Annotated in this window: 17 protein-coding genes; 6 read left to right on the forward strand and 11 right to left on the reverse strand. The window is 28.8% G+C overall.

The annotated features are described in order from the left end of the window. Positions 1 to 2: 2 nt before the first annotated feature. From APAC_RS08825 to gltB, 8 genes are read right to left on the reverse strand one after another with little or no spacing between them, the layout of a single operon-like run. Positions 3 to 1,280 carry a nucleotide sugar dehydrogenase gene (locus APAC_RS08825; protein ID WP_130233758.1) on the reverse strand — a complete coding sequence of 426 codons (1,278 nt, stop codon included), beginning with the start codon at positions 1,278 to 1,280 and terminating at the stop codon, positions 3 to 5. Next, complete coding sequence (locus APAC_RS08830; protein ID WP_130233759.1) at positions 1,281 to 2,156, reverse strand: ELM1/GtrOC1 family putative glycosyltransferase; 876 nt, start codon at positions 2,154 to 2,156, stop codon at positions 1,281 to 1,283. It abuts the gene before it with no gap. Next, entirely contained in the window at positions 2,134 to 3,039 is a 906-nt protein-coding gene (locus tag APAC_RS08835; RefSeq protein WP_130233760.1) for an LpxL/LpxP family acyltransferase, read from the reverse strand. Before APAC_RS08835 ends, APAC_RS08830 begins: the two co-directional genes overlap by 23 nt. Then, complete coding sequence (locus APAC_RS08840) at positions 3,039 to 4,508, reverse strand: Ppx/GppA phosphatase family protein (RefSeq protein ID WP_130233761.1); 1,470 nt, start codon at positions 4,506 to 4,508, stop codon at positions 3,039 to 3,041. The genes APAC_RS08835 and APAC_RS08840 overlap by 1 nt, the downstream gene beginning before the upstream one ends. A gap of 1 nt (position 4,509) precedes the next feature. Next, positions 4,510 to 4,764: a YfhL family 4Fe-4S dicluster ferredoxin gene (locus APAC_RS08845; RefSeq protein WP_130233762.1), complete on the reverse strand. Its 255-nt coding sequence runs from the start codon at positions 4,762 to 4,764 to the stop codon at positions 4,510 to 4,512. 42 nt (positions 4,765 to 4,806) lie between these two features. Then, on the reverse strand, positions 4,807 to 5,559 hold the full coding sequence (locus APAC_RS08850) for an inositol monophosphatase family protein (RefSeq protein ID WP_130233763.1): 753 nt from the start codon (positions 5,557 to 5,559) through the stop codon (positions 4,807 to 4,809). Between the two features lie 4 nt (positions 5,560 to 5,563). Beyond that, positions 5,564 to 6,937 (reverse strand): glutamate synthase subunit beta, encoded by a 1,374-nt coding sequence (locus tag APAC_RS08855; protein WP_130233764.1) that lies wholly within the window; start codon positions 6,935 to 6,937, stop codon positions 5,564 to 5,566. Between the two features lie 3 nt (positions 6,938 to 6,940). Then, the gene (gene gltB, locus APAC_RS08860) at positions 6,941 to 11,377 is read right to left on the reverse strand and encodes a glutamate synthase large subunit (protein WP_130233765.1); all 4,437 of its coding nucleotides are present in this window, start codon (positions 11,375 to 11,377) and stop codon (positions 6,941 to 6,943) included. Positions 11,378 to 11,675: 298 nt separating this feature from the next. Here gltB and APAC_RS08865 point away from each other — a divergent pair, with 298 nt between their 5' ends. Genes APAC_RS08865 through APAC_RS08875 form a run of 3 tightly spaced genes read left to right on the forward strand, consistent with a single transcriptional unit; the run spans position 11,676 to position 14,563 of the window. Next, positions 11,676 to 12,671, forward strand: a complete 996-nt coding sequence (locus tag APAC_RS08865) for a TRAP transporter substrate-binding protein (RefSeq protein ID WP_130233766.1) — start codon at positions 11,676 to 11,678, stop codon at positions 12,669 to 12,671. A 6-nt stretch (positions 12,672 to 12,677) separates the two neighbouring features. Continuing rightward, positions 12,678 to 13,280, forward strand: a complete 603-nt coding sequence (locus APAC_RS08870) for a TRAP transporter small permease (RefSeq protein WP_130233767.1) — start codon at positions 12,678 to 12,680, stop codon at positions 13,278 to 13,280. Continuing rightward, entirely contained in the window at positions 13,277 to 14,563 is a 1,287-nt protein-coding gene (locus APAC_RS08875; protein WP_130233768.1) for a TRAP transporter large permease, read from the forward strand. Before APAC_RS08870 ends, APAC_RS08875 begins: the two co-directional genes overlap by 4 nt. Positions 14,564 to 14,579: 16 nt before the next feature. Here APAC_RS08875 and APAC_RS08880 read toward each other — a convergent pair whose 3' ends face one another. Continuing rightward, positions 14,580 to 15,356 (reverse strand): NYN domain-containing protein, encoded by a 777-nt coding sequence (locus APAC_RS08880; RefSeq protein ID WP_130233769.1) that lies wholly within the window; start codon positions 15,354 to 15,356, stop codon positions 14,580 to 14,582. 99 nt (positions 15,357 to 15,455) lie between these two features. Between APAC_RS08880 and APAC_RS08885 the strand changes: the two genes are divergently transcribed. From APAC_RS08885 to APAC_RS08895, 3 genes are read left to right on the forward strand one after another with little or no spacing between them, the layout of a single operon-like run. Beyond that, entirely contained in the window at positions 15,456 to 16,064 is a 609-nt protein-coding gene (locus APAC_RS08885; RefSeq protein ID WP_196781788.1) for an arylesterase, read from the forward strand. Further along, positions 16,064 to 16,726 carry an ABC transporter ATP-binding protein gene (locus APAC_RS08890; protein ID WP_130233770.1) on the forward strand — a complete coding sequence of 221 codons (663 nt, stop codon included), beginning with the start codon at positions 16,064 to 16,066 and terminating at the stop codon, positions 16,724 to 16,726. Before APAC_RS08885 ends, APAC_RS08890 begins: the two co-directional genes overlap by 1 nt. Then, a complete protein-coding gene (locus APAC_RS08895) occupies positions 16,720 to 19,185 on the forward strand; it encodes an ABC transporter permease (RefSeq protein WP_130233771.1) in 2,466 nt (821 codons plus the stop codon). The genes APAC_RS08890 and APAC_RS08895 overlap by 7 nt, the downstream gene beginning before the upstream one ends. A gap of 25 nt (positions 19,186 to 19,210) precedes the next feature. On the opposite strand, the gene APAC_RS08900 is transcribed toward APAC_RS08895, so the two are convergent. Together APAC_RS08900 and APAC_RS08905 are read right to left on the reverse strand one after the other, a co-directional pair. Continuing rightward, positions 19,211 to 19,570: a hypothetical protein gene (locus APAC_RS08900; protein ID WP_130233772.1), complete on the reverse strand. Its 360-nt coding sequence runs from the start codon at positions 19,568 to 19,570 to the stop codon at positions 19,211 to 19,213. Positions 19,571 to 19,584: 14 nt separating this feature from the next. Then, the gene (locus tag APAC_RS08905) at positions 19,585 to 19,890 is read right to left on the reverse strand and encodes a hypothetical protein (RefSeq protein ID WP_130233773.1); all 306 of its coding nucleotides are present in this window, start codon (positions 19,888 to 19,890) and stop codon (positions 19,585 to 19,587) included. Positions 19,891 to 19,901: the final 11 nt, after the last annotated feature.

A 19,901-nucleotide genomic window follows, 5' to 3' on the forward strand; every position in this document is an offset into this window, starting at 1 on the left:
TTCTATAATTTCCAAGTAGGATTTGGAACAATACATTTTACATCAACAATTACTGTATCACCATGAATTAAATTTTCATACTGTTCTTGTGTAAATTCTTTAAACTTATCATGACCAACAGCAACAATAACTGAATCATATTTTTTTGTAGATTCGAAAGGATTTGCAATAAAGTTATAATTGTAATAAGCTTTGTCTTTTTCATCAATCCATGGTTCATAAACATCAATATTTGCACCATAATCTTTTAACTCTTCAATAATATCTACAACTTTTGTATTTCTAACATCAGGACAATTTTCTTTAAAAGTTAATCCCATTACTAAAATATTTGAGTCTTTGATTATTTTTCCATTTTTAATCATTAATTTTATAGTTTTTTCTGCTATAAATTTGCCCATACCATTATTTATTTGTCTAGCACCTAAAATAAGATTTGGTTTATATCCTAACTCTTCTGCTTTATGTGTTAAATAGTATGGATCAACTCCAATACAATGACCACCAACTAATCCTGGCTTTAATTTAATAAAGTTCCACTTAGTTGCTGCTGCTTCAATAACATCATTTGTATCAATTCCTAAATTATCAAAAATTAAAGCTAATTCATTTATAAGGGCAATATTTACATCTCTTTGAGTATTCTCAATAACTTTAGCTGCTTCTGCTACTTTTATTGAACTTGCTTTGTGTGTTCCAGCAGTAATTATTGATGAATATAAATCATCCACAAGATTTGCAATCTCAGGAGTACTTCCTGAAGTAATCTTTAATATTTTTGTAACAGTATGTTCTTTATCCCCTGGATTAATTCTTTCTGGACTATATCCACAGTAAAAGTCTTCATTAAACTTAAGACCTGAAACTTCTTCTAATTGAGGAACACAAACTTCTTCTGTAACTCCTGGATAAACTGTTGATTCATAAATTACAATATCATCTTTTTTAAGAACTTTTCCTATTGTTTGAGAAGATTTAATTAATGGAGTTAAATCAGGTCTATTAGAACTATCAATTGGAGTTGGAACTGTAACAATAAAAATATTACAATCCTTTATCTCATCAATCTTATTTGTGTAAATAATGTTATCCTTTACTTCATCTAATTGCTTTTTATCTAACTCTAAAGTTCTATCAAAACATTTTTTTAATTCATTAATTCTTTCTTCAAAGATATCAAATCCAACAACATCAAACTTTTTTGCAAATGCATGAGCTAAAGGTAGTCCTACATAACCTAAACCAATAATACATATTTTACTATTTTTTAAATCTATCATTTAAATCTCTACTCTTTTCAATAATTTTTCATAATCTAACTTATTATCAATATTTTCTACGATATTTATTAGTCTATGATATTTTGTATTCTCTTTTTTCGAATCTAATTTTATAATCTCAATATTAGCATCACTATTTGCTCTAATTTCACTAATCATCGAAGTAGAATCCATAGTTATAAAAAACTTCTCACAATTTTCTATAAAATCACCTATTGGATTTACATTAGGTTCTCTTGAATAAATCAATTTATAATCAAAATCATACTCATCAATTAACGCTTCAATTTCAAAAGAGGTTCTAGGAGAAGTTGTTATATACTTTAAATAATCAGGGTATTCTTCAAAAATAGAATCTAATTTTTCTCTAATATCTTCACTGTTTATTGAAAAAATAGAATTATTACCACCTATTACAATAGCTAGAGATTTTTCATTTTCTTTTTGATTCAATATTTTTTTAGATTTAATATATGATAAATTTAAAGGAATTTTTACAATATTAAAATCCTCTTTAAAACTATCATGTTCTTGTGCAATAATATAATCAAAATCTTTGGTTTTATAACCTTTTGGATACATTAGAGTGATGGACTTCAGGTTATTGTTTTTAGAAATAACTTTATTTAAATAATATGTTGATGAACCTGTGCTTATAACTGCATCATAAAACTCATAGTAGTATTTTTTATAATCTTTATATAAACTATCAGTATAAAGCCCAATCTTATCAAAGATATATGATATAGCCTTATGAAATTTAGATTTAAATTTTACTTCTAAAATATCGTAACTAATCTTCTTAATTTTACAAAAAGCAATTGATTGATTTAAGTGACCTGGCTTACCATCACTAATTATTAAAATTCTTTTCATATATCTCTCTATAGTGGCTTTTAAATCTTTTATGTGGCCAAAACCACTGTTTTTTATCTTCTAATATTATATCAGAAATTGCATTAGCTTCTAATTGAGAAATAACTTTTATATCTTCTTTTTCATTTTCAGTTTTAACTGGCTTAATTGGTTCATATATTTTTATATGATATTTGTAATCTGCTTTATTAAAAATTGCAAGAGGTATAATATATGCATCAAATTTTCTAGCTAAAGATGCACTAGAAGCTGTTTGATTTGCTTTTTTACCTAAAAAAGTTACCTCTTGTCCCTCTCTTGAATTAATATTCTGGTCAATAATTAAAGAAATAACTTCATTTTTCTTTAATGCCTTAAATAGTTTCTTTAATGCACCATCTCTAAAAATTATTTTACTTCCTGACTTCTCTCTTGCATTAACAACAAATTCATCAAACTCTGCAAAATTAGATTGTCTAGCTACTTGATGTATAGGAATTACAAATTTATTCATATAAGTACTTAACATTTCCATATTACCAAAATGTGCTGATATAAAAATTATTGGCTTATTATTTTCTATTAAATCAGTTACAAACTTTGTATTTTCAATTGAAACACTCTTTTTTAATTCTTCATCAGTGACATCTAAATTTTCAATTAAAGACTGAACCCATAAAACCATATTAAAATATGAATATTTTTGTATCTCTTTTATTTCATCTTTAGAAATTTTATTTCCAAATACTAATTTTAGATTTGATTCAATAATTCTATTTGTTTTTCCTGCAAAAAGATATGCTAGTTTTGCAATAACTTTAAAAAATCCACGTCTGATACTTTTAGGTAGTTTTCTTAAGATATATACTAATCCTAAGAATATTTTATATACTATTTTTTTCATTATAGTATTTTAATATTTAATTCTTTAGGACTTTCTAATTTCTCAATATTTGAAGTAATTAAAAAAGAATTATTAGGTAATTCAAGATTTAAAACATTATCAATCAAATCATAATTTACATTAGGTCTTGAATAATCAAGATTAATAGCTAGATTTAAAGATATCATAAAACTCATCCATCTTAAAACTTCTATATCAGGTAAAAATTCTTCATATTTTTCAATGTCATTTTTAGTAGGTAAAGATTTTTTTGAAAACTTAATTGTATGTGCTACAACAACTCTTGATGAATGTAAAAAGTCATAACTTAGACCATTTAAAATATAATCAAAAGCATTGTCGTTTGATTTATAAAAATTAAGCGTTGAACCAATTGAATGAAGTTTTGATGCAACAATTAACAAACTTTTATACTTCTCATCAAGTTCGTGAAGTGGTTTTAAAACATCAAAAATTTTAGCAGCATTATTACCTAAATATGCACTTTGCTTTTTATCAATTCCATATCTGTCAAGTAAACTTCTAACACTTACATTGAAATTTGCTGGAAATTTATGATTACAATTTCTTAATAAATCAGCTAAATAAACACCTTCTCTAACTCCAGCCCCTGAAGTTATAACGCTAGTTGTATTTAACTCTTCTAAAATTGTTTTAAAAATAAATGTTCCCTCTTTAATAGTATCTAGCCTATCTTTTTTAACATTTAAATCTCTTAGTTCATCTTCATTTTTTGCATTAACAATATCTTTAAAAAGATTTATTTCCTTTTCAACTTTATATTTGTATCCATGCAAAACATCAAGTGGATACTCATTTTTTTTCATAATCATTTTAGTTAGGGCTCTAATACTTCCACCAATACCTACAACCGTTTGAGGAATTTCTATACCTAAATCAAAAATCTTTTTCAAATTATCTAATATATATTTCTTTGCACCATCTACATCATTTTTATTAAAATACAATTCTTTTAATCTAACTGTACCTAAATCTAATGAAATTGATTTTGTAATATTTCCATCGTGAATAAATGAAAATTCTGTAGAACCACCACCAATATCAACAGTAACAAAATCATTACTATCAATTAAATTAAGTGCAGCAACCCCACCATAATATGCTTCTTTTTCACCATCAATTACTTTAATATTTATTCCAAAATCATTTTTTATTCTATTCAAAAAAACTTTTGCATTTGGAGCGTCTCTAAGTGCAGATGTTGCAACACAGATAATTTTACGTGATTTAAGTGAATTAGATATATTTAAAAAAGATTTAAAAGATTCGTATGCTCTTTGCATAGGAATTTCTTGAAGGTTTCCATTATTCTCATAACAACCTTCTGAGATTTTAACTCTACTTTTAGTCTCATTAATTAAACTAAAAGCATATCGACTACTCTTTTGTAATACAACCATTCGCATTGAGTTTGACCCAATGTCGATAATAGTTGTGACTTTTGCCATATTAAGCTTCTTCTTCCATTAATTGTTCATACTTGAACTTTAACTCTTCCATTGTTTCTTGATTATCTGGATCTATGATAATACAGTCAACTGGGCAAACTTCAACACATTGAGGCTCTTCAAAATGTCCCACACACTCAGTACATCTATCTGAATCAATTACATATATTGGATCACCCTCTTCAATTGCATAATTTGGGCATTCTTCTCTACATGCATCACAAGCGATACATTCATCAGTAATAATTAATGACATTTGACTTCTTCCTACTATTAATATTTATGTTGGAGTTATAACCTATATTTCTTTAATTATTTCTAAAACTTGTTCAAATTTAAGCTTATTTTTTGATATGAGTAGAAATTTGTTTGATTTATGAGTAAAAAAGTCTTCACAAATATATAAAGCAGCTGCGATGTCAAACTCTCTATGCTCTCCGCCAAATAAAACAAAATCATAGTTTCTAGCATCACATAATGACAATGCAACTGCACCTAAACATCTAAACTTTATTTTATTTTCATTTAATTTATAACAAATATTTGGGAACTTATAGGCTCTTTCAAAAATTGCTAAATTAGATTTAGAAAAGTTTTCTGACTGAACATATAAATTATCTTTTAATGAAAAGTATTTAACATCATCTTCAAAAATTTTGTAAGTTAATACTGAACTAATTAAATTAGTAACAAATCCTGCAACAACTTTTTCATTTTTTTTCAAAGCAACAGATGTACCATAATATGGTAAATTGTTCAAAAAATTATTGCTTCCATCAAGTGGGTCTATAACTATTGTATACTCACTGTTATTATCTAAAAAACCACACTCTTCAGAATAAATATTACCAAATTTTTCAAGATGTTTAATAAATATATTTTCAGCAGTTAAATCAAAGTTTAAAGAGTTATCTCCACCAAAGCCAATTGTATTTGAGTATTGATAATCTTTAAATGATATTTGATTATTTATATAATCAAATATCTCTTTGTTTGCAAGTTTTACAGCCTTTATAAATGAGTTTTTATCAAAGGCTGTAAGAGTCTTCATAATATTAAGATAAAGCCTCTGCCATAGATTTAGCAGCTTCTCTACCATCAACAGCAGCAGTAACAGCTAAGTGAGCACCTCTTCTACAATCCCCACCTGCATATACTTTTAAGTTAGATGTTCTAAATTTAGAATCAATGATTACACCACCCCAAGAGTTAGTTTCAACATTTAATTCTTTTAAGAATTCAGGAACTTCTGGAGAGAATCCAAGAGCAAGAATAATTACATCTGCATCTTCTAAGTATTCACTTCCTTCATTGATAACAACTTTTTGTCTTCCTGATTCATCTGGTTCACTCATAGATGTAGTTAATAATTCAACTGCAACTGCTTTATCACCTTCAGTTTTAATTGATTTTGGAGAAACATTAAATACAAATTCAACGCCCTCTTCTTTTGCATTAACAACCTCTTTTTTACTTCCAGGCATATTAGCTTCATCTCTTCTATAAAGACATTTAACTGAAGATGCACCTTCTCTAACAGATGTTCTAACACAGTCCATAGCAGTATCTCCACCACCAATAACTACAACTTTTTTATCTTTTACATCAATATATTCAGTTTTAGTATTTAAGTTTCTTTTTTGAATACCCGTTAAAAAGTCAATTGCAAAATGAACATTAGAAGAGTTTTCACCTTCAATTCTTACTGAATTACTTTTTGTTGCTCCAATACCTAAGTAGATACCATCAAACTCTTTTTCTAACTCAGCAATTGATTTATCTTTTCCAATTTCACAATTAACATGAAGTTTCATTCCAGCTTCTAATAACCAGTTAATTCTTCTATCAACTGTAGTTTTATCAAGTTTGAACCCAGGAATTCCATACATTAGTAATCCACCAGCTCTATCTGCTCTTTCGAACATTTCAACCTCAAAACCTTGTCTGATTAAGAAAGTTGCTGCTGAAATTCCCGTAGGTCCAGAACCAATAACGGCAATTTTTTTACCATTTGATTTTGCTGGGAAAATTGGTTTCATACCATTTGCAAAAGCATCTTCAGAGATAAATGTTTCAACTGCACCAATAGAAACTGCACCATGTCCTGTATTTAAAGAACACGCACCTTCACATAATACATCTTGAGGACAAATTCTTCCTAAGATTTCAGGGAAAGGAGATGTTTCATTTGAAATTGCAAAAGCATAATCAGGATTTTTTGTAGCTGTTTGTTTTAGCCATGCTGGAATATAGTTTCCTAATGGACATCCTGTATGACAGTATGGGTCACCACACTGCATACATCTATCAGCTTGTTCTCTAGCTCTTTGCTTGTTAAATACTTGATATACTTCATCAAAGTCTTTAATTCTTTGAAGTACATCTCTTTTCTCAGGGTTTATTCTTTCAAATTTTGTAAAGTTTAACATCTCTTATACTCCTTCTTCTGGGTTAAGAGGTAAAACTGTCATATTCTTAGGTTTAACCATCCAGAAGTTTCTAATCTCTGCTCTGAAGTTTTGTAAAATTCTTTCTGCAATTTCACTTTCTGTTTCATGAACATAATCAGATAATAATCTTTTTAAATATAATCTTTCTCTTTCTGTATCATCAGTATCAACTCTTACTGGCTCAATTAACTCTTGGTTCATTTTATCAACAAAAGTTTTTTCTGGGTCATAGATAAATGAAATACCACCAGTCATACCAGCACCGAAGTTAACACCAGTATTTCCTAAGATTACAACAATACCACCTGTCATATATTCACAAGCGTTATCTCCAGTACCTTCAACTACAGCTGTACATCCAGAGTTTCTAACTGCGAATCTCTCACCAACAGCAGCTCTAATGTAAAGTTTACCACCAGTAGCACCATATAGACAAGTGTTACCACCACCAGCAAACTCTGGTCCTTGGTGTCTTGGATTAATGATAATTTTACCACCATTCATACCTTTACCAACGTAGTCATTAGCTGCACCATCTAAATGTAAATTCATTCCTTTAGATAAGAATGCACCAAATGATTGACCCGCAATACCAGTTAAATTAATATTAATAGAGTTTTCAGGAAGACCTTTATCTCCATAGAATCTTGCAATTTCACCAGAAATTAAAGCACCAAAACTTCTATTTAAGTTACTAATTTCAGTATTGATTTTAACTGGAGTATTTGGATTTTCAATTGTTCTATGAACTTTCTTTAATAACTCTTTTTCAAATTTATTATCATCGAATGGATCATTTGATTCTTTTTGACAAGTATCAACACCATCAATTCTTCTTAAAACATTTTGGAAATCAAATTTTTGAGCAAATTTGTCATCAATAACTTTTAATAAATCACTTCTACCAACTAATTCTTCCATAGTTTTGTAACCTAAAGATGCCATAATTTCTCTAACATCTTCAGCAATAAATGTAAAGTAAGAGATTAATCTCTCAACAGTTCCAGTAAAGTGTGCTCTTAAATCATCATCTTGAGTTGCAACACCAACAGAACATTTATTTGTATGACAAATTCTTAATATTTTACATCCAACTAAAGTTAATGAAGCTGTACCAAATGCGTAAGATTCAGCACCAAGCATTGCTGCTTTAATTACATCCATACCAGTTTTTAATCCACCATCTGTTTGTACATGAACAGACTCTCTTAAGTGGTTAGCTTTTAATGCATTATGAGCTTCTGATAAACCAAGTTCCCATGGATTACCCGCATGCTTAATTGATGTTAATGGAGCAGCACCTGTACCACCATCTCCACCAGAAATAATAATCTTATCTGCATATGCTTTTGCAACACCAGCTGCAATTGTTCCTACACCAATTGAAGATACTAACTTAACTGTGATTTTAGCTAATGGGTTAATTTGTTTTAAATCATAAATTAACTGCGCTAAATCTTCAATAGAGTAAATATCATGGTGTGGTGGTGGTGAAATTAATGTAACACCTGGAACTGTGTGTCTAAGTGTAGCAATTAATGGAGTTACTTTATGTCCTGGTAACTGACCACCTTCACCTGGTTTTGCACCTTGAGCAACTTTAATTTGTAACTCAATAGCACTTCTTAAGTACCCTGGAGTAACACCAAATCTACCTGAAGCAATTTGTTTAATCTTAGAGTTTTTAAGTGTATTAAATCTTGCTGGGTCTTCTCCACCCTCACCAGAGTTTGAAGCTCCACCAATTGTATTCATAGCTTGAGCTAAAGCTTCATGAGCTTCGGGAGAAATAGAACCACATGACATAGCTGCAGTTGCAAATCTTTTGAAAATCTCTTCTTTTGGCTCAACTTCATCAATAGAAATTGGTTCTCTATCTGAATTAAATTCAAAGAAGTCTCTAATGAATTTTTTATCTCTATTTTCAATTAATTCTTTTAAACCTTTGAAATCAGAAATGTCTTCTTTTTTAGAAGCATTTTTATTATGCATTGCATTAGTAGTTGCTGGACCATAATCATGGTACTCACCACCTCTACTAAATTTGTAGAAACCACCAAGGTCAATAGGAAGCATAGTCCCTTCTTTTTTAAATGCATTAAAGTGTGATTTATTAATTCTTTCTTCAATATCATCATAAGATAAACCAGCTAAATCACTATGAGCGCCTGTGAAACAATCATTTACGATTTCATCAGATAATCCAATTACATCAAATAATCCAGAGTTTCTATATGAAGCAATAGTACAAATACCCATTTTAGACATGATTTTTAATAAACCAGCATTTAAAGATTTTTGAGTATTTTTTAATAATCTTTGCATCTCATATTTTGATGGTTCTTCTCTTTTAAATAAATTAACAGTAGAAGCATACATCATGTATGGGTAAATAGCTGTAACACCGAACCCAACTAAAACTGCTGCCATATGTGGATCATAAACTTCACCAGTGATAGAGATAATTGAAACATTATGTCTAATCTCCTCTTTTAATAAAGTTTGATTTACATATCCAACAGCCATAGCCATAGGAATTACTTTTTCATTTTCATTTAAAGTTCTATCATCTAAGATAACAACACTAACATTATCATCTCTAACAGCTTTAATAACATATGATGCTAAATTTTCTAATGATTTTTTTAAGTTCGATTTGAAAATAGTTGAGAATACTCTATTTTTATAGTACTCATCATATCTTGGAGAGTTTTCATCACCAAATGAGTATAAAACATCATATTTTTCTTTCATTAAAATTGGACTAGCAACTTTTAATCTTTTTGCATATTCTGGTTTTTCATCTAAAATATTGTGAATTCTACCAAAACCTGTTTCTAAAGACATTACTAATTTTTCTCTATATGGGTCAATTGGTGGGTTTGTAACTTGCGCAAATTTTTGTTTAAAGAAGTCTGTAAAGTTTCTGTTTACAGTAGAAAAACATGCTAATGGTGTATCATCACCCATAGATCCAACTGGTTCTTTACCATCTTTAGCCATTGGTTCAATAATTTGATCTAATGCTTCATAAGTGATATTAAAATATTTTTGTTTCTTTTCTAAATCTTCAATTTTATAATCTTTTGTATTTAAAAATGAATCTTCAATATACTCTTGGATGTAATCCATATCATCATTTAACCACTTAGAGTAGTTTTGAGATGATTTTAAATAATCGTTAATATCATTTTCTTTTAAGATTTTTCCATGTTTAAGGTCAAGTCCAATCATTTGTCCTGATTGTAATCTTCCTCTTTCTAAAATATTCTCTTCATCAAGTTTTAATGTTCCATACTCAGATGTAATATATAATTTATCATCTTTAGTAATAACATACTTAGAAGGTCTTAATCCATTTCTATCAATTAAACAACCAATATGTCTACCATCAGTTAATGAAACCGCTGCTGGTCCATCCCAAGCTTCCATCGCTGTTGCAGTATACTCATAGAATGCTCTTAAATCAGCATCCATATGTGGTGCATTTTGCCAAGGAGCTGGAACTAAACTTCTAGCAGCTTTAAAGAAATCAACTCCATTTGCTAACATAAACTCAAACATATTATCTAATGATGCTGAATCTGAACCACCTGGCTGTAAAATTGGTAATAATCTATCAATTTCTTCATCTGTAAATATTTCAGATTTAATTTGTTCTGATTTAATTTGAGTATTAAATCTATTTGCTTCAACAGAGTTAATCTCACCATTGTGTGCGATTGCTCTAAATGGTTGAGCTAATCTCCACTGAGGTAATGTATTTGTTGAGAATCTTTGGTGAAATAAGGCAAATGAGATTTTGAAGTCTTCATCTCTTAAGTCAATATAAAAATGTTTAATATGCGTAGGCATTACAAGCCCTTTATACGCAATTACTTTAGATGAGAAAGTTGGAATATAAAAATCTTTTTTATCTATTAATTTATGCTCACACTCTTTTCTTGTTAAGTAAAGCATTGCATCAAATCTTTTTGATGACATAAGTGTATTTGGTGTTACAAATACTTGAATAATATTTGGTAAGCTATCTAAAGCTTGTTGTCCTAATGCATCTGTATCAACAGGAACTTCTCTAGTTAATACTACCTTTAAATCATTCTTTTCACAATACTCTTTGAAAGTATCAATATCTTTTAAATCTTTTGCAAAAATCATAGCAACTGCATAAATTTCAGGTAAATCTACATTTTGTGCAGTAGCAATTTTTCTCATGAAAGAATCAGGCATAGATAATAATAAACCAGAACCATCTCCTGTTTTACCATCTGCTGCGATTGCACCCCTGTGCATCATTCTTTCAAGTGAAGTGATTGCATCTTCCAAGTTTCCATGACTTGGTCTGTTTTTCATATCAGCAACAAGACCAAAACCACAGTTGTCTTTGAAAGATGTTAATAAGTCTAAATTACAACCCATCTTTTTCCTTTATATTAATCTTTTATATTCCGCGTACTCTTCATACTCCTAGTAAAGTCGAATAGTATATAGTAAAATTGTTTAAAAAACGGTTAATCACTGAACATAAGGTATGTTTGAGTAAATACATTTTACACAACATGTAACACTAATTGAGAAAAAAAAGTATTAAAATATATACATTATTATATATATACAAAACTGCAATAAAAAATTTTTAAATTTGGTTTTTCATACATAATAGGTACATAACATTTGACTATAATTAATTTATATCAAAACATTAAGGAGTAAAGATATGAAAAAATTAGTTTTAGGAACTATTGCAGCAGCAATGGTAGCAACTTCAGGGTTAGCAGCAGAGTATACTCTTAAATTTTCTCACGTTGTAAGTCCAAACACACCAAAAGGTAAAGCAGCTGATTTCTTTGAAAAAAGACTAGAAGAGTTATCAGGTGGAAAAATTGATGTTCAAGTTTACCCATCATCTCAATTATATACTGATGGTGCAGTTGTAAAAGCTTTAAGATTAAACTCAGTTCAAATGGCAGCACCAAGTTTTTCTAAATTTGGTAAAATTGTACCTCAATTAGCATTATTTGATATGCCTTTTATCTTTAAAGATATTGATCACTTACACAGAGTTCAAGACGGTGAAGTTGGTACAGCATTAAAAGATATGGTTACGGCAAAAGGAATTGTTGCATTAGATTTCTGGGATAATGGATTTAAACAATTCTCTTCTTCTAAACAAGCATTAATTAATCCAAGTGATGCAGAAGGTCAAAAATTTAGAATTATGTCTTCTAAAGTATTAGAAGCACAAATTAAAGCAGTAGGTGGTAACCCACAAATGATGCCATTCTCTGAAGTATATTCTGGATTACAACAAGGTGTAATTGATGCAGCTGAGAACCCATTTTCTAACATCTACACTAAAAAATTCCATGAAGTACAAAAATACTTAACTGTTTCTGACCATGGTTACTTAGGTTACTTAGTTGTAATGTCTAAAAAATTCTGGAACTCTTTACCTGCTGATTTACAAGCAAATGTAAAACAAGCTATGAAAGAAGCTACAGAAAAAGAGAGAGAATATGCAAAAGAATTAAATGATACACAATTTAAAGCTATCCAAGAATATGCACAAAAAACTGGTAAATTAGAAATTTACACATTAACTGATGAGCAAAGAGAAGCATGGAGAAAAGCTGTTAGCAAAATTTATCCAGAATTCTACAGCGATAGATTAATTGGTAAAGATTTAATCGAAAAAACAATCGCTACTAAGTAGTTTATTATGTTTAATGTAATTAGTAAAATCATCGGTTTTATTAATCAATCAATTGCAGCAATCGGTATAACAGCCGGTGTTGCAGTTGCATTTATTAATGTAGTTGCTAGGTATGGCTTTGATGCCTCTTTTACATGGGCAACTGAGTTAACAGTTTATTTATTTTTATGGAGTGCCTTTTTTGCAGCAGCGTACTGTTTTAAAAAAGATGCTCATATTGCTGTAACAATTATATTAGATATTATGCCAACTAAAATTGCAAAAATTATGTTGATATTATCTCATGTTGTTACAATCATTTTCTTATTAGCAGTATCATATTATGGATATGAATACTTATTGTTAGTTATAGATTTAGATGAAAGATCTATCGATTTATGGGATATGCCTATGTGGATTATCTACTTAGTTGTTCCTATTTCATTTTTATTTGGTGGATATAGAGTTATTGAAAAACTTGTTGAAATTATTAAAACACCACATGAACAAGTTGTAAGAGTAAGTGAACATGAAATGCATTTACATGGAATGGCTGGTGATATTGAAGAAGATAAAGGTTTAGAAAAAATGGTTAAAGATGTTGAAAAGAAAACAGGAGGAATGCTATGAGTAGTGTTGGTGTATTATTTAGTATTTTCCTTTTCTTAATGGTTCTTGGTACTCCTATTGCAATTTGTTTAGGTGCTGCAACATTCACAACATTAATGCTATTTACAGATATTTCTCCAATTGAAATTTCTGCAATGATTTTTGAAAAAGTTCATCACTATTCATTAATGGCAATTCCAATGTTTATTTTTGCAGGAAATCTGTTAAGTAAAGGAAGTGCCGCAAATAGAATTATTGAGTTTGCAAAAGCTTGTGTTGGACACTTACCAGGTGGTTTACCAATCGCTGCTATTTTTGCATCAATTATCTTTGCTGCTGTTTCAGGTAGTTCTCCTGCAACTGTTGTTGCAATTGGATCTATTATGTTTGGTGCAATTATGCAAGCTGGTTATCCTAAAAAATATGCTGTTGGTACTATTGCAACTGCTGGTTCTTTAGGTATTTTAATTCCACCTTCAATTGTATTAATCGTATACGGTGTTACTGCTGAAGTTTCTATTGGTAAACTATTTATGGCAGGTGTTGTTCCAGGTATTATGCTTGGTATTATGCTTATGGTTGTAACTTATATTGGTGCAAGAAGATTAGGATTTGAAAGAACTGAACCAGCTCCATTAAGAGTTAGACTGTCAAAAATGAAAGATGCAGCATGGGGATTAATGACAATTGTTATTGTTATTGGTGGTATTTATGGTGGTATTTTTACACCAACTGAAGCAGCTGCTGTTGCTTGTGTTTGGGCATTTTTCATCTCAGTATTTGTTTACAAAGATATTAAAGTATCACAAATTTGGGGAACAGCTTTAGATTCAGCTAAAACAACAGCAATGATTATGTTTATTATTGCAAACGCTATGTTATTTGCTCACTTCTTAACAATTGAGAATATTCCTCAACAAATTACAGAAGCATTGGTTGCAGCAAATGTAGATAAAGTAATGTTCTTATTAATGGTTAACTTACTTCTAATTTTAGCAGGTTCATTTATGGAGCCAAGTGCTATTATTATGATTATGGTTCCACTATTATTACCAGTGGCAATTGCTTTAGGAATTGACCCAATTCACTTTGGTATTGTAATTACAATCAATATGGAACTAGGAATGGTTTCCCCTCCTGTTGGTCTGAATCTATTTGTAACTTCAGGACTTACAGGTATGAGTATTAAAGATGTTATTGTTGCAGCATTCCCGTGGACAATGACTATCTTAGCCGGATTATTATTAGTGACTTATATCCCTGATATTGCTCTGTGGCTACCAAATCTAATGTATGGAAGTTAATAAACTTCCATACAAATTAATATTTATCAAAAGTTTTCTTGCTAGGTTTTACTAACATAGTTAAATTATCATTTATATATTTAACTTCAAATATATCAAGATATTTTATCAAAGTTCCTAATTTATTAAATCCATGATTAATTGGAGAGAAAGAACTATTTTGACTGATATATAAACCTACATCTTTTAAATCAGCCCAACCTGTATCTCCAGATACCTGTTCAATAGCATTTAAAAGAGATTTCTTAAGGTGATAATCTTTTTTTGCATCATAATCATTACCTTTGTAACGATTTTTAAAATCATGCTTATCTTCAGCGACATCCTCAAACTCTTTATTTTTTTCTTGTAATTGAATAAACTTTTCTACATAAATAAATTGTGAGCAAGCTTTCACAAGTGAGTCAGGAGTTTTTTCTTCTCCATATCCAAGTACTGTTTTAGCATCAGATAAAATTCTTGCAACTAAAGGTGTAAAATCACTATCACTTGTAACCAAAGCTATAATATCTATATCTTTTGTATAAATCGAATCCATTACATCAATTACTATTGCGATATCTGAGGCATTTTTATTATTTGTGTAAGCAAACTGTTGATATGGTTGAATGTTGTAGTCTAATAAAACATTTTGCCAATTGTGAAGATGTCTATTTGTCCAGTCACCATATGCTTTTCTAATTGTGATTCTTCCATATTGAGAAAGGTCTTTAAAAATACTATCTATGTATTTTGCACTAACATTATCACAATCAATAAACATTGCTACGTTTTTTTGTTGATTATTGTCCATTAATAAAATATCCTAGGGCTTATATAAATTTAATTTAATCTTAGCATTTATTAGATTTATTTTTATTATCTTTTTAATTCTTTTTGTTAATATACAATTATGAAAAAGACAATTATTATCATATTTATATTTACATTACAAATATTAAGCGCAAATACAAATAGCAAAACTATTTTATTTTTAGGTGATTCATTAACTGAAGGCTTAGGAGTTACAAAAGAACAAGCCTATCCTAATTTAGTAAAAAATTTATTCAAAACTAAATTAAATAAAAACATTAATGTAATCAACGGTGGAGTAAGTGGTTCAACAACAAGTGATGGTTTATCAAGACTACAATGGTATTTAAAAAGAAAACCTGATATTGTATTTATTGCCCTTGGTGCAAATGATGGCTTAAGAGGTTTAAATCTAATTCAAAGTGAAAAAAACTTAGAAGAGATTATAAACCATGCCTTAAAATCAAATGCAAAAGTATTACTAGCAGGTATGTTAATTCCGCCAAATTATGGGATGAAATATTCACAAGATTTTGAGAATATGTATAAAAACTTACAAAAAAAATATAATCTAATGTTCATGCCTTTTTTACTAAAAGGTGTTGCAGGAGAGCAAAGTTTAAATCAAGCAGATGGTATTCATCCTAATATTAAAGGACATGAAATAATGGCAAAAGAGGTTTTTGAATTTTTAAAGGAAGAGTTATAATGTTAGAAATAAAATCACTGAAAAAATCATATACTCAAGGAAATCAAGAAGTAAAGATTTTTGAAGATTTAAACTTCCAAGTAAAAGAGGCTCAAAGAGTTGCGATTATGGGAAAATCAGGAAGTGGTAAATCAACTTTACTTTCACTAATATCTGGAATAATTAAACCAAATAGTGGAGATATAATACTAAATAACACTTCATATAAAACTATGAATGAAAGTGAAATAAATGACTTTAGAGCCTCAAATATAGGCTTTGTATTTCAAAATTTTCATTTAGTTTCATATTTAAATGCTTTAGAAAATGTAATGTTACCAGCTAAAGTAAATAACATAGAAAATGCAAAAGAAAAAGCAATTGAGCTTTTAAAAAGTGTTGGTCTATCACATAGATTAGATCATCTTCCATCACAATTAAGTGGAGGTGAGAGACAAAGAGTAGCAATAGCAAGAGCACTTATTCATAATCCAAAAGTAATACTAGCAGATGAACCAAGTGGAAACTTAGATGAAGAGACTGGAATAGCAGTAATGGATAAACTTTTTGAACTTATCAAAGCAAATAATACAACTTTGATTTTAGTAACTCACTCAAAAGAAGTTGCTGCTAGATGTGAAGATACTTATGAACTAGTTTCAGGTAATCTAAAAAAATGCTAGTTTTAGAATTAGTTACAAAAGCTTTATCAAGGTCAAAATCTTTTAGTTTTATTTTTATATTAAATTTTTGTCTTGCTATTGCTTCACTTTCATATTTACAATTTTTTAAAAGTAGTATTGATTCATCTTTAGATGCAAAAGCAAAAAGCTTGCTTGGAGCTGATATTGTAATATCTTCAAGATTTCCTATTAGTGAAAATCAAAAAGAGTTAGTAAATAGTTTACTCCCTTCTATAAAAAGTTATGATGAAGGGATATCAACTGTTAGTATGGTATCTTCTTCAAAAAGAGCAAGACTTATGGAGTTAGTTCAAGTAAATGAGGGTTTTCCATATTATGGAGGATTGGTTTTCAAAGATAAAACAACTTATCCCCAAGACTTACAAATACTAAAAGAGAATGAAGTTTGGGTTTATCAAGAGGTTTTAGACTTATTAGAATTAAAAATTAATGACACTTTAAAAATAGGAAATAAAGAGTATATTATAAAAAAAGTGATTGATTCAGACTCACTAAAAAATATCAATTTCAATGGATTTATGCCAAAAGTTTATCTAAGTAGCCAAGGACTAAAAAGAAGTGAACTTTTAAAGTTTGGTTCAACGGGAAGATATAAACTTAATTATATATTCAATGAAAATTTCACAAATGATGAATTAGAGAATTTAGAAAAAAACCTAGAAGAAAAACTAGATAGAACACTTAGAGTTTCATCTCCAAATGATGGAAGAGATAGACTTCTAAGAGTATTAAACTTCCTTACAAACTTTTTATCTCTAGTTTCACTTATATCATTTTTCTTAGGTTTAGTTGGTCTTATATATTTATATTCTGGATTTTTAAGAAAACATCAAAATGACATAAATGTTTTAAGTGATATTGGAGTAAGTAAAAAAAATCTTATACTTACTTATCTTGTGCATTTATTTGTTTTAATTAGTATTGCAACAATTTTGGTTTTTTCTTTTATAGCTCTTACTTCACAATTTATTGGACCTTTTATTCAAAAATATATAGAGTTTAATTTTGATTTTTCACTTGATTATATGTTCTTTTTAAAGTCATCTGTTGTTTTATTTGCACTAAGTCTTAGTGTTGGATTACCTTTGATTTTGCCTTTAGTTCAAAAAGAAAAAAGAAGTTTTTTAAATGTAATTATTAGTTTTACTCCATTTGTACTTTTTTTACTTTTATTATCAAACTTAGTAACTCCAAGTAGAAATATAGGTTTATATTTTGCCCTAAGTGTATTATTACTTATAATCATATTTTTCGCTGTTGGTTCAATTGTTCTAAAAAAACTTGACTTTATTGGGCATTTAGATAATCTTTCTTTATCCCTTGCCCTTAAAAATATAACACGACAAAAAAGAACATCGTTAACTCTTTTTACAGCTATATTATTATGTACAGCATTTTTTAGTTTAATTCCTCAAGTTGGCTCATCTCTTTCAAATGCCTTAACTCAAAGTGTAAATGAAAGACCAAGATTTTTTGTAATTGATGCAAAAGAGGAACAAATAAAAGATATAAGCTCTCAAGTTGAAACTTTAGGAGCAAAACTAGAAAATATTGCTCCTATGATTAGAGCTAGAATTATAAAAATAAATGACCGTATAGAAAATGATGAAAAAAATAGCACTCAATCAACAGTAAACTTATCATATAGAACTGAACTTAAGAAAAGTGAAACTATCGTAGAAGGTAGAGATTTTAGTGGTGCTTATGATTCAAATAATTTTTCAAAACCAATTGAGTTAAGTGTTGAGCAGAGATATGCTTCAAGAAAAAAGATAAAACTAGGAGATACAATAACTTTTGATGTATTAGGATTAGAGGTTGTTGCAAAAGTAGTAAATATCCGTACGGTGAAATGGACAGAGTTTACACCAAACTTTTTCTTAATCATGCAAGATAAAGCTATAAATGACGCACCTAAAACTATGCTAGCTACAATATCAACTGGTAACTATGATGCAACTCAAATGCTTTTAAAACTTACAGATACATTCCCAACTTTAACAGTAATTGATGTAAAAAATCTATTTGAAACCTTTGCTACAGTTGTAAAAGATGTTAGTGCTATAACTGAAAAAATGAGTTATTACTCTATTATTATTGGCTTACTAATGAGTTTTATAATAATTCAATATCAAATGAATCTACAAAAAAACAATATCTTAAGATTAAAAATGATTGGAATAAAAAATAAAACAATCAAAAACTCTTTTTTACTTGAGTATGGATTGATATCTTTTGTGGCAAGTTGTATTGGAATAATAATTGGAAGTTTAGGTTCATACTTAATAAGTAATTTACTTTTTGAATCTTATTGGGACTTTAGAGCTGATGTACTTGCTATTTATTTCTTATTGATCCCACTTATTACTATTTTGGTTGTGAGTTTATTTACATCTAAAATCATACATCAAAAAGAGAATATATTGTTTGGGGAGTAATATTTTACTCCACCAAACTTTTAATTTATCTAATAAATTTTTCTTCTATTTCTTTACTGCTTAATTCCATATTGTTTTCATTTAAAAAACCAAACCAATAAGTATCTTCACCATCTTGAACTTCTATAACTAAGATATTCTCTTCTTTATGATTTTCAACAAACTTTTCAATAGCTTCTAAGGCTGAATCATTCCAATATTTTTCAATCTCATCATTGTTTCCTGCATCAAAGAAAAGACAATCTTCACAGATAGAAAAAAGATAATTTCCAGCACCTTCATAAATCTCAAATGAACTATCTTCATTGTATAATTTTTCATTTGTAAATGGGCAATATAAACTAAATTTTGTTTTTTTATTTGTTTTTATAACTATTTTATTCATAAGTATCCTAGTTTTTAATCTTCTTCATTTGCTAAATCAATTATCTCTTTTATCTCATTTTCATCTTCAACAACAGATACTTTACCATCAGCCATAATCAAATCTAATCCCTTAGTTTGTAATTCAAGATACTCTTCTGGTAATAACATCATCTCTTCATCAGACTGTAAAGAAGGTGAACAATAAGGAATCGTTCCAAAGTCATAGAATTCATTTTCTGATACTTTTATTTTTGTTATTCCTTCTTCATTTGTAACAAGTTCCCATTCATCTGGGATTTGATAAGTCTCTTCAAGTTTTATTTTTATAAATTTTGCCATAAATTGCTCCT

This window comes from Malaciobacter pacificus (assembly GCF_004214795.1).
Classification (GTDB): Bacteria; Campylobacterota; Campylobacteria; order Campylobacterales; family Arcobacteraceae; genus Malaciobacter_A; species Malaciobacter_A pacificus.

Bases quoted from the DNA above. Each gene is read 5' to 3' on its own strand.
- APAC_RS08825 (WP_130233758.1), bottom strand. From the start codon at position 1,280: ATGATAGATTTAAAAAATAGTAAAATATGTATTATTGGTTTAGGTTAT.
- APAC_RS08830 (WP_130233759.1), bottom strand. From the start codon at position 2,156: ATGAAAAGAATTTTAATAATTAGTGATGGTAAGCCAGGTCACTTAAAT.
- APAC_RS08835 (WP_130233760.1), bottom strand. From the start codon at position 3,039: ATGAAAAAAATAGTATATAAAATATTCTTAGGATTAGTATATATCTTA.
- APAC_RS08840 (WP_130233761.1), bottom strand. From the start codon at position 4,508: ATGGCAAAAGTCACAACTATTATCGACATTGGGTCAAACTCAATGCGA.
- APAC_RS08845 (WP_130233762.1), bottom strand. From the start codon at position 4,764: ATGTCATTAATTATTACTGATGAATGTATCGCTTGTGATGCATGTAGA.
- APAC_RS08850 (WP_130233763.1), bottom strand. From the start codon at position 5,559: ATGAAGACTCTTACAGCCTTTGATAAAAACTCATTTATAAAGGCTGTA.
- APAC_RS08855 (WP_130233764.1), bottom strand. From the start codon at position 6,937: ATGTTAAACTTTACAAAATTTGAAAGAATAAACCCTGAGAAAAGAGAT.
- gltB (WP_130233765.1), bottom strand. From the start codon at position 11,377: ATGGGTTGTAATTTAGACTTATTAACATCTTTCAAAGACAACTGTGGT.
- APAC_RS08865 (WP_130233766.1), top strand. From the start codon at position 11,676: ATGAAAAAATTAGTTTTAGGAACTATTGCAGCAGCAATGGTAGCAACT.
- APAC_RS08870 (WP_130233767.1), top strand. From the start codon at position 12,678: ATGTTTAATGTAATTAGTAAAATCATCGGTTTTATTAATCAATCAATT.
- APAC_RS08875 (WP_130233768.1), top strand. From the start codon at position 13,277: ATGAGTAGTGTTGGTGTATTATTTAGTATTTTCCTTTTCTTAATGGTT.
- APAC_RS08880 (WP_130233769.1), bottom strand. From the start codon at position 15,356: ATGGACAATAATCAACAAAAAAACGTAGCAATGTTTATTGATTGTGAT.
- APAC_RS08885 (WP_196781788.1), top strand. From the start codon at position 15,456: ATGAAAAAGACAATTATTATCATATTTATATTTACATTACAAATATTA.
- APAC_RS08890 (WP_130233770.1), top strand. From the start codon at position 16,064: ATGTTAGAAATAAAATCACTGAAAAAATCATATACTCAAGGAAATCAA.
- APAC_RS08895 (WP_130233771.1), top strand. From the start codon at position 16,720: ATGCTAGTTTTAGAATTAGTTACAAAAGCTTTATCAAGGTCAAAATCT.
- APAC_RS08900 (WP_130233772.1), bottom strand. From the start codon at position 19,570: ATGAATAAAATAGTTATAAAAACAAATAAAAAAACAAAATTTAGTTTA.
- APAC_RS08905 (WP_130233773.1), bottom strand. From the start codon at position 19,890: ATGGCAAAATTTATAAAAATAAAACTTGAAGAGACTTATCAAATCCCA.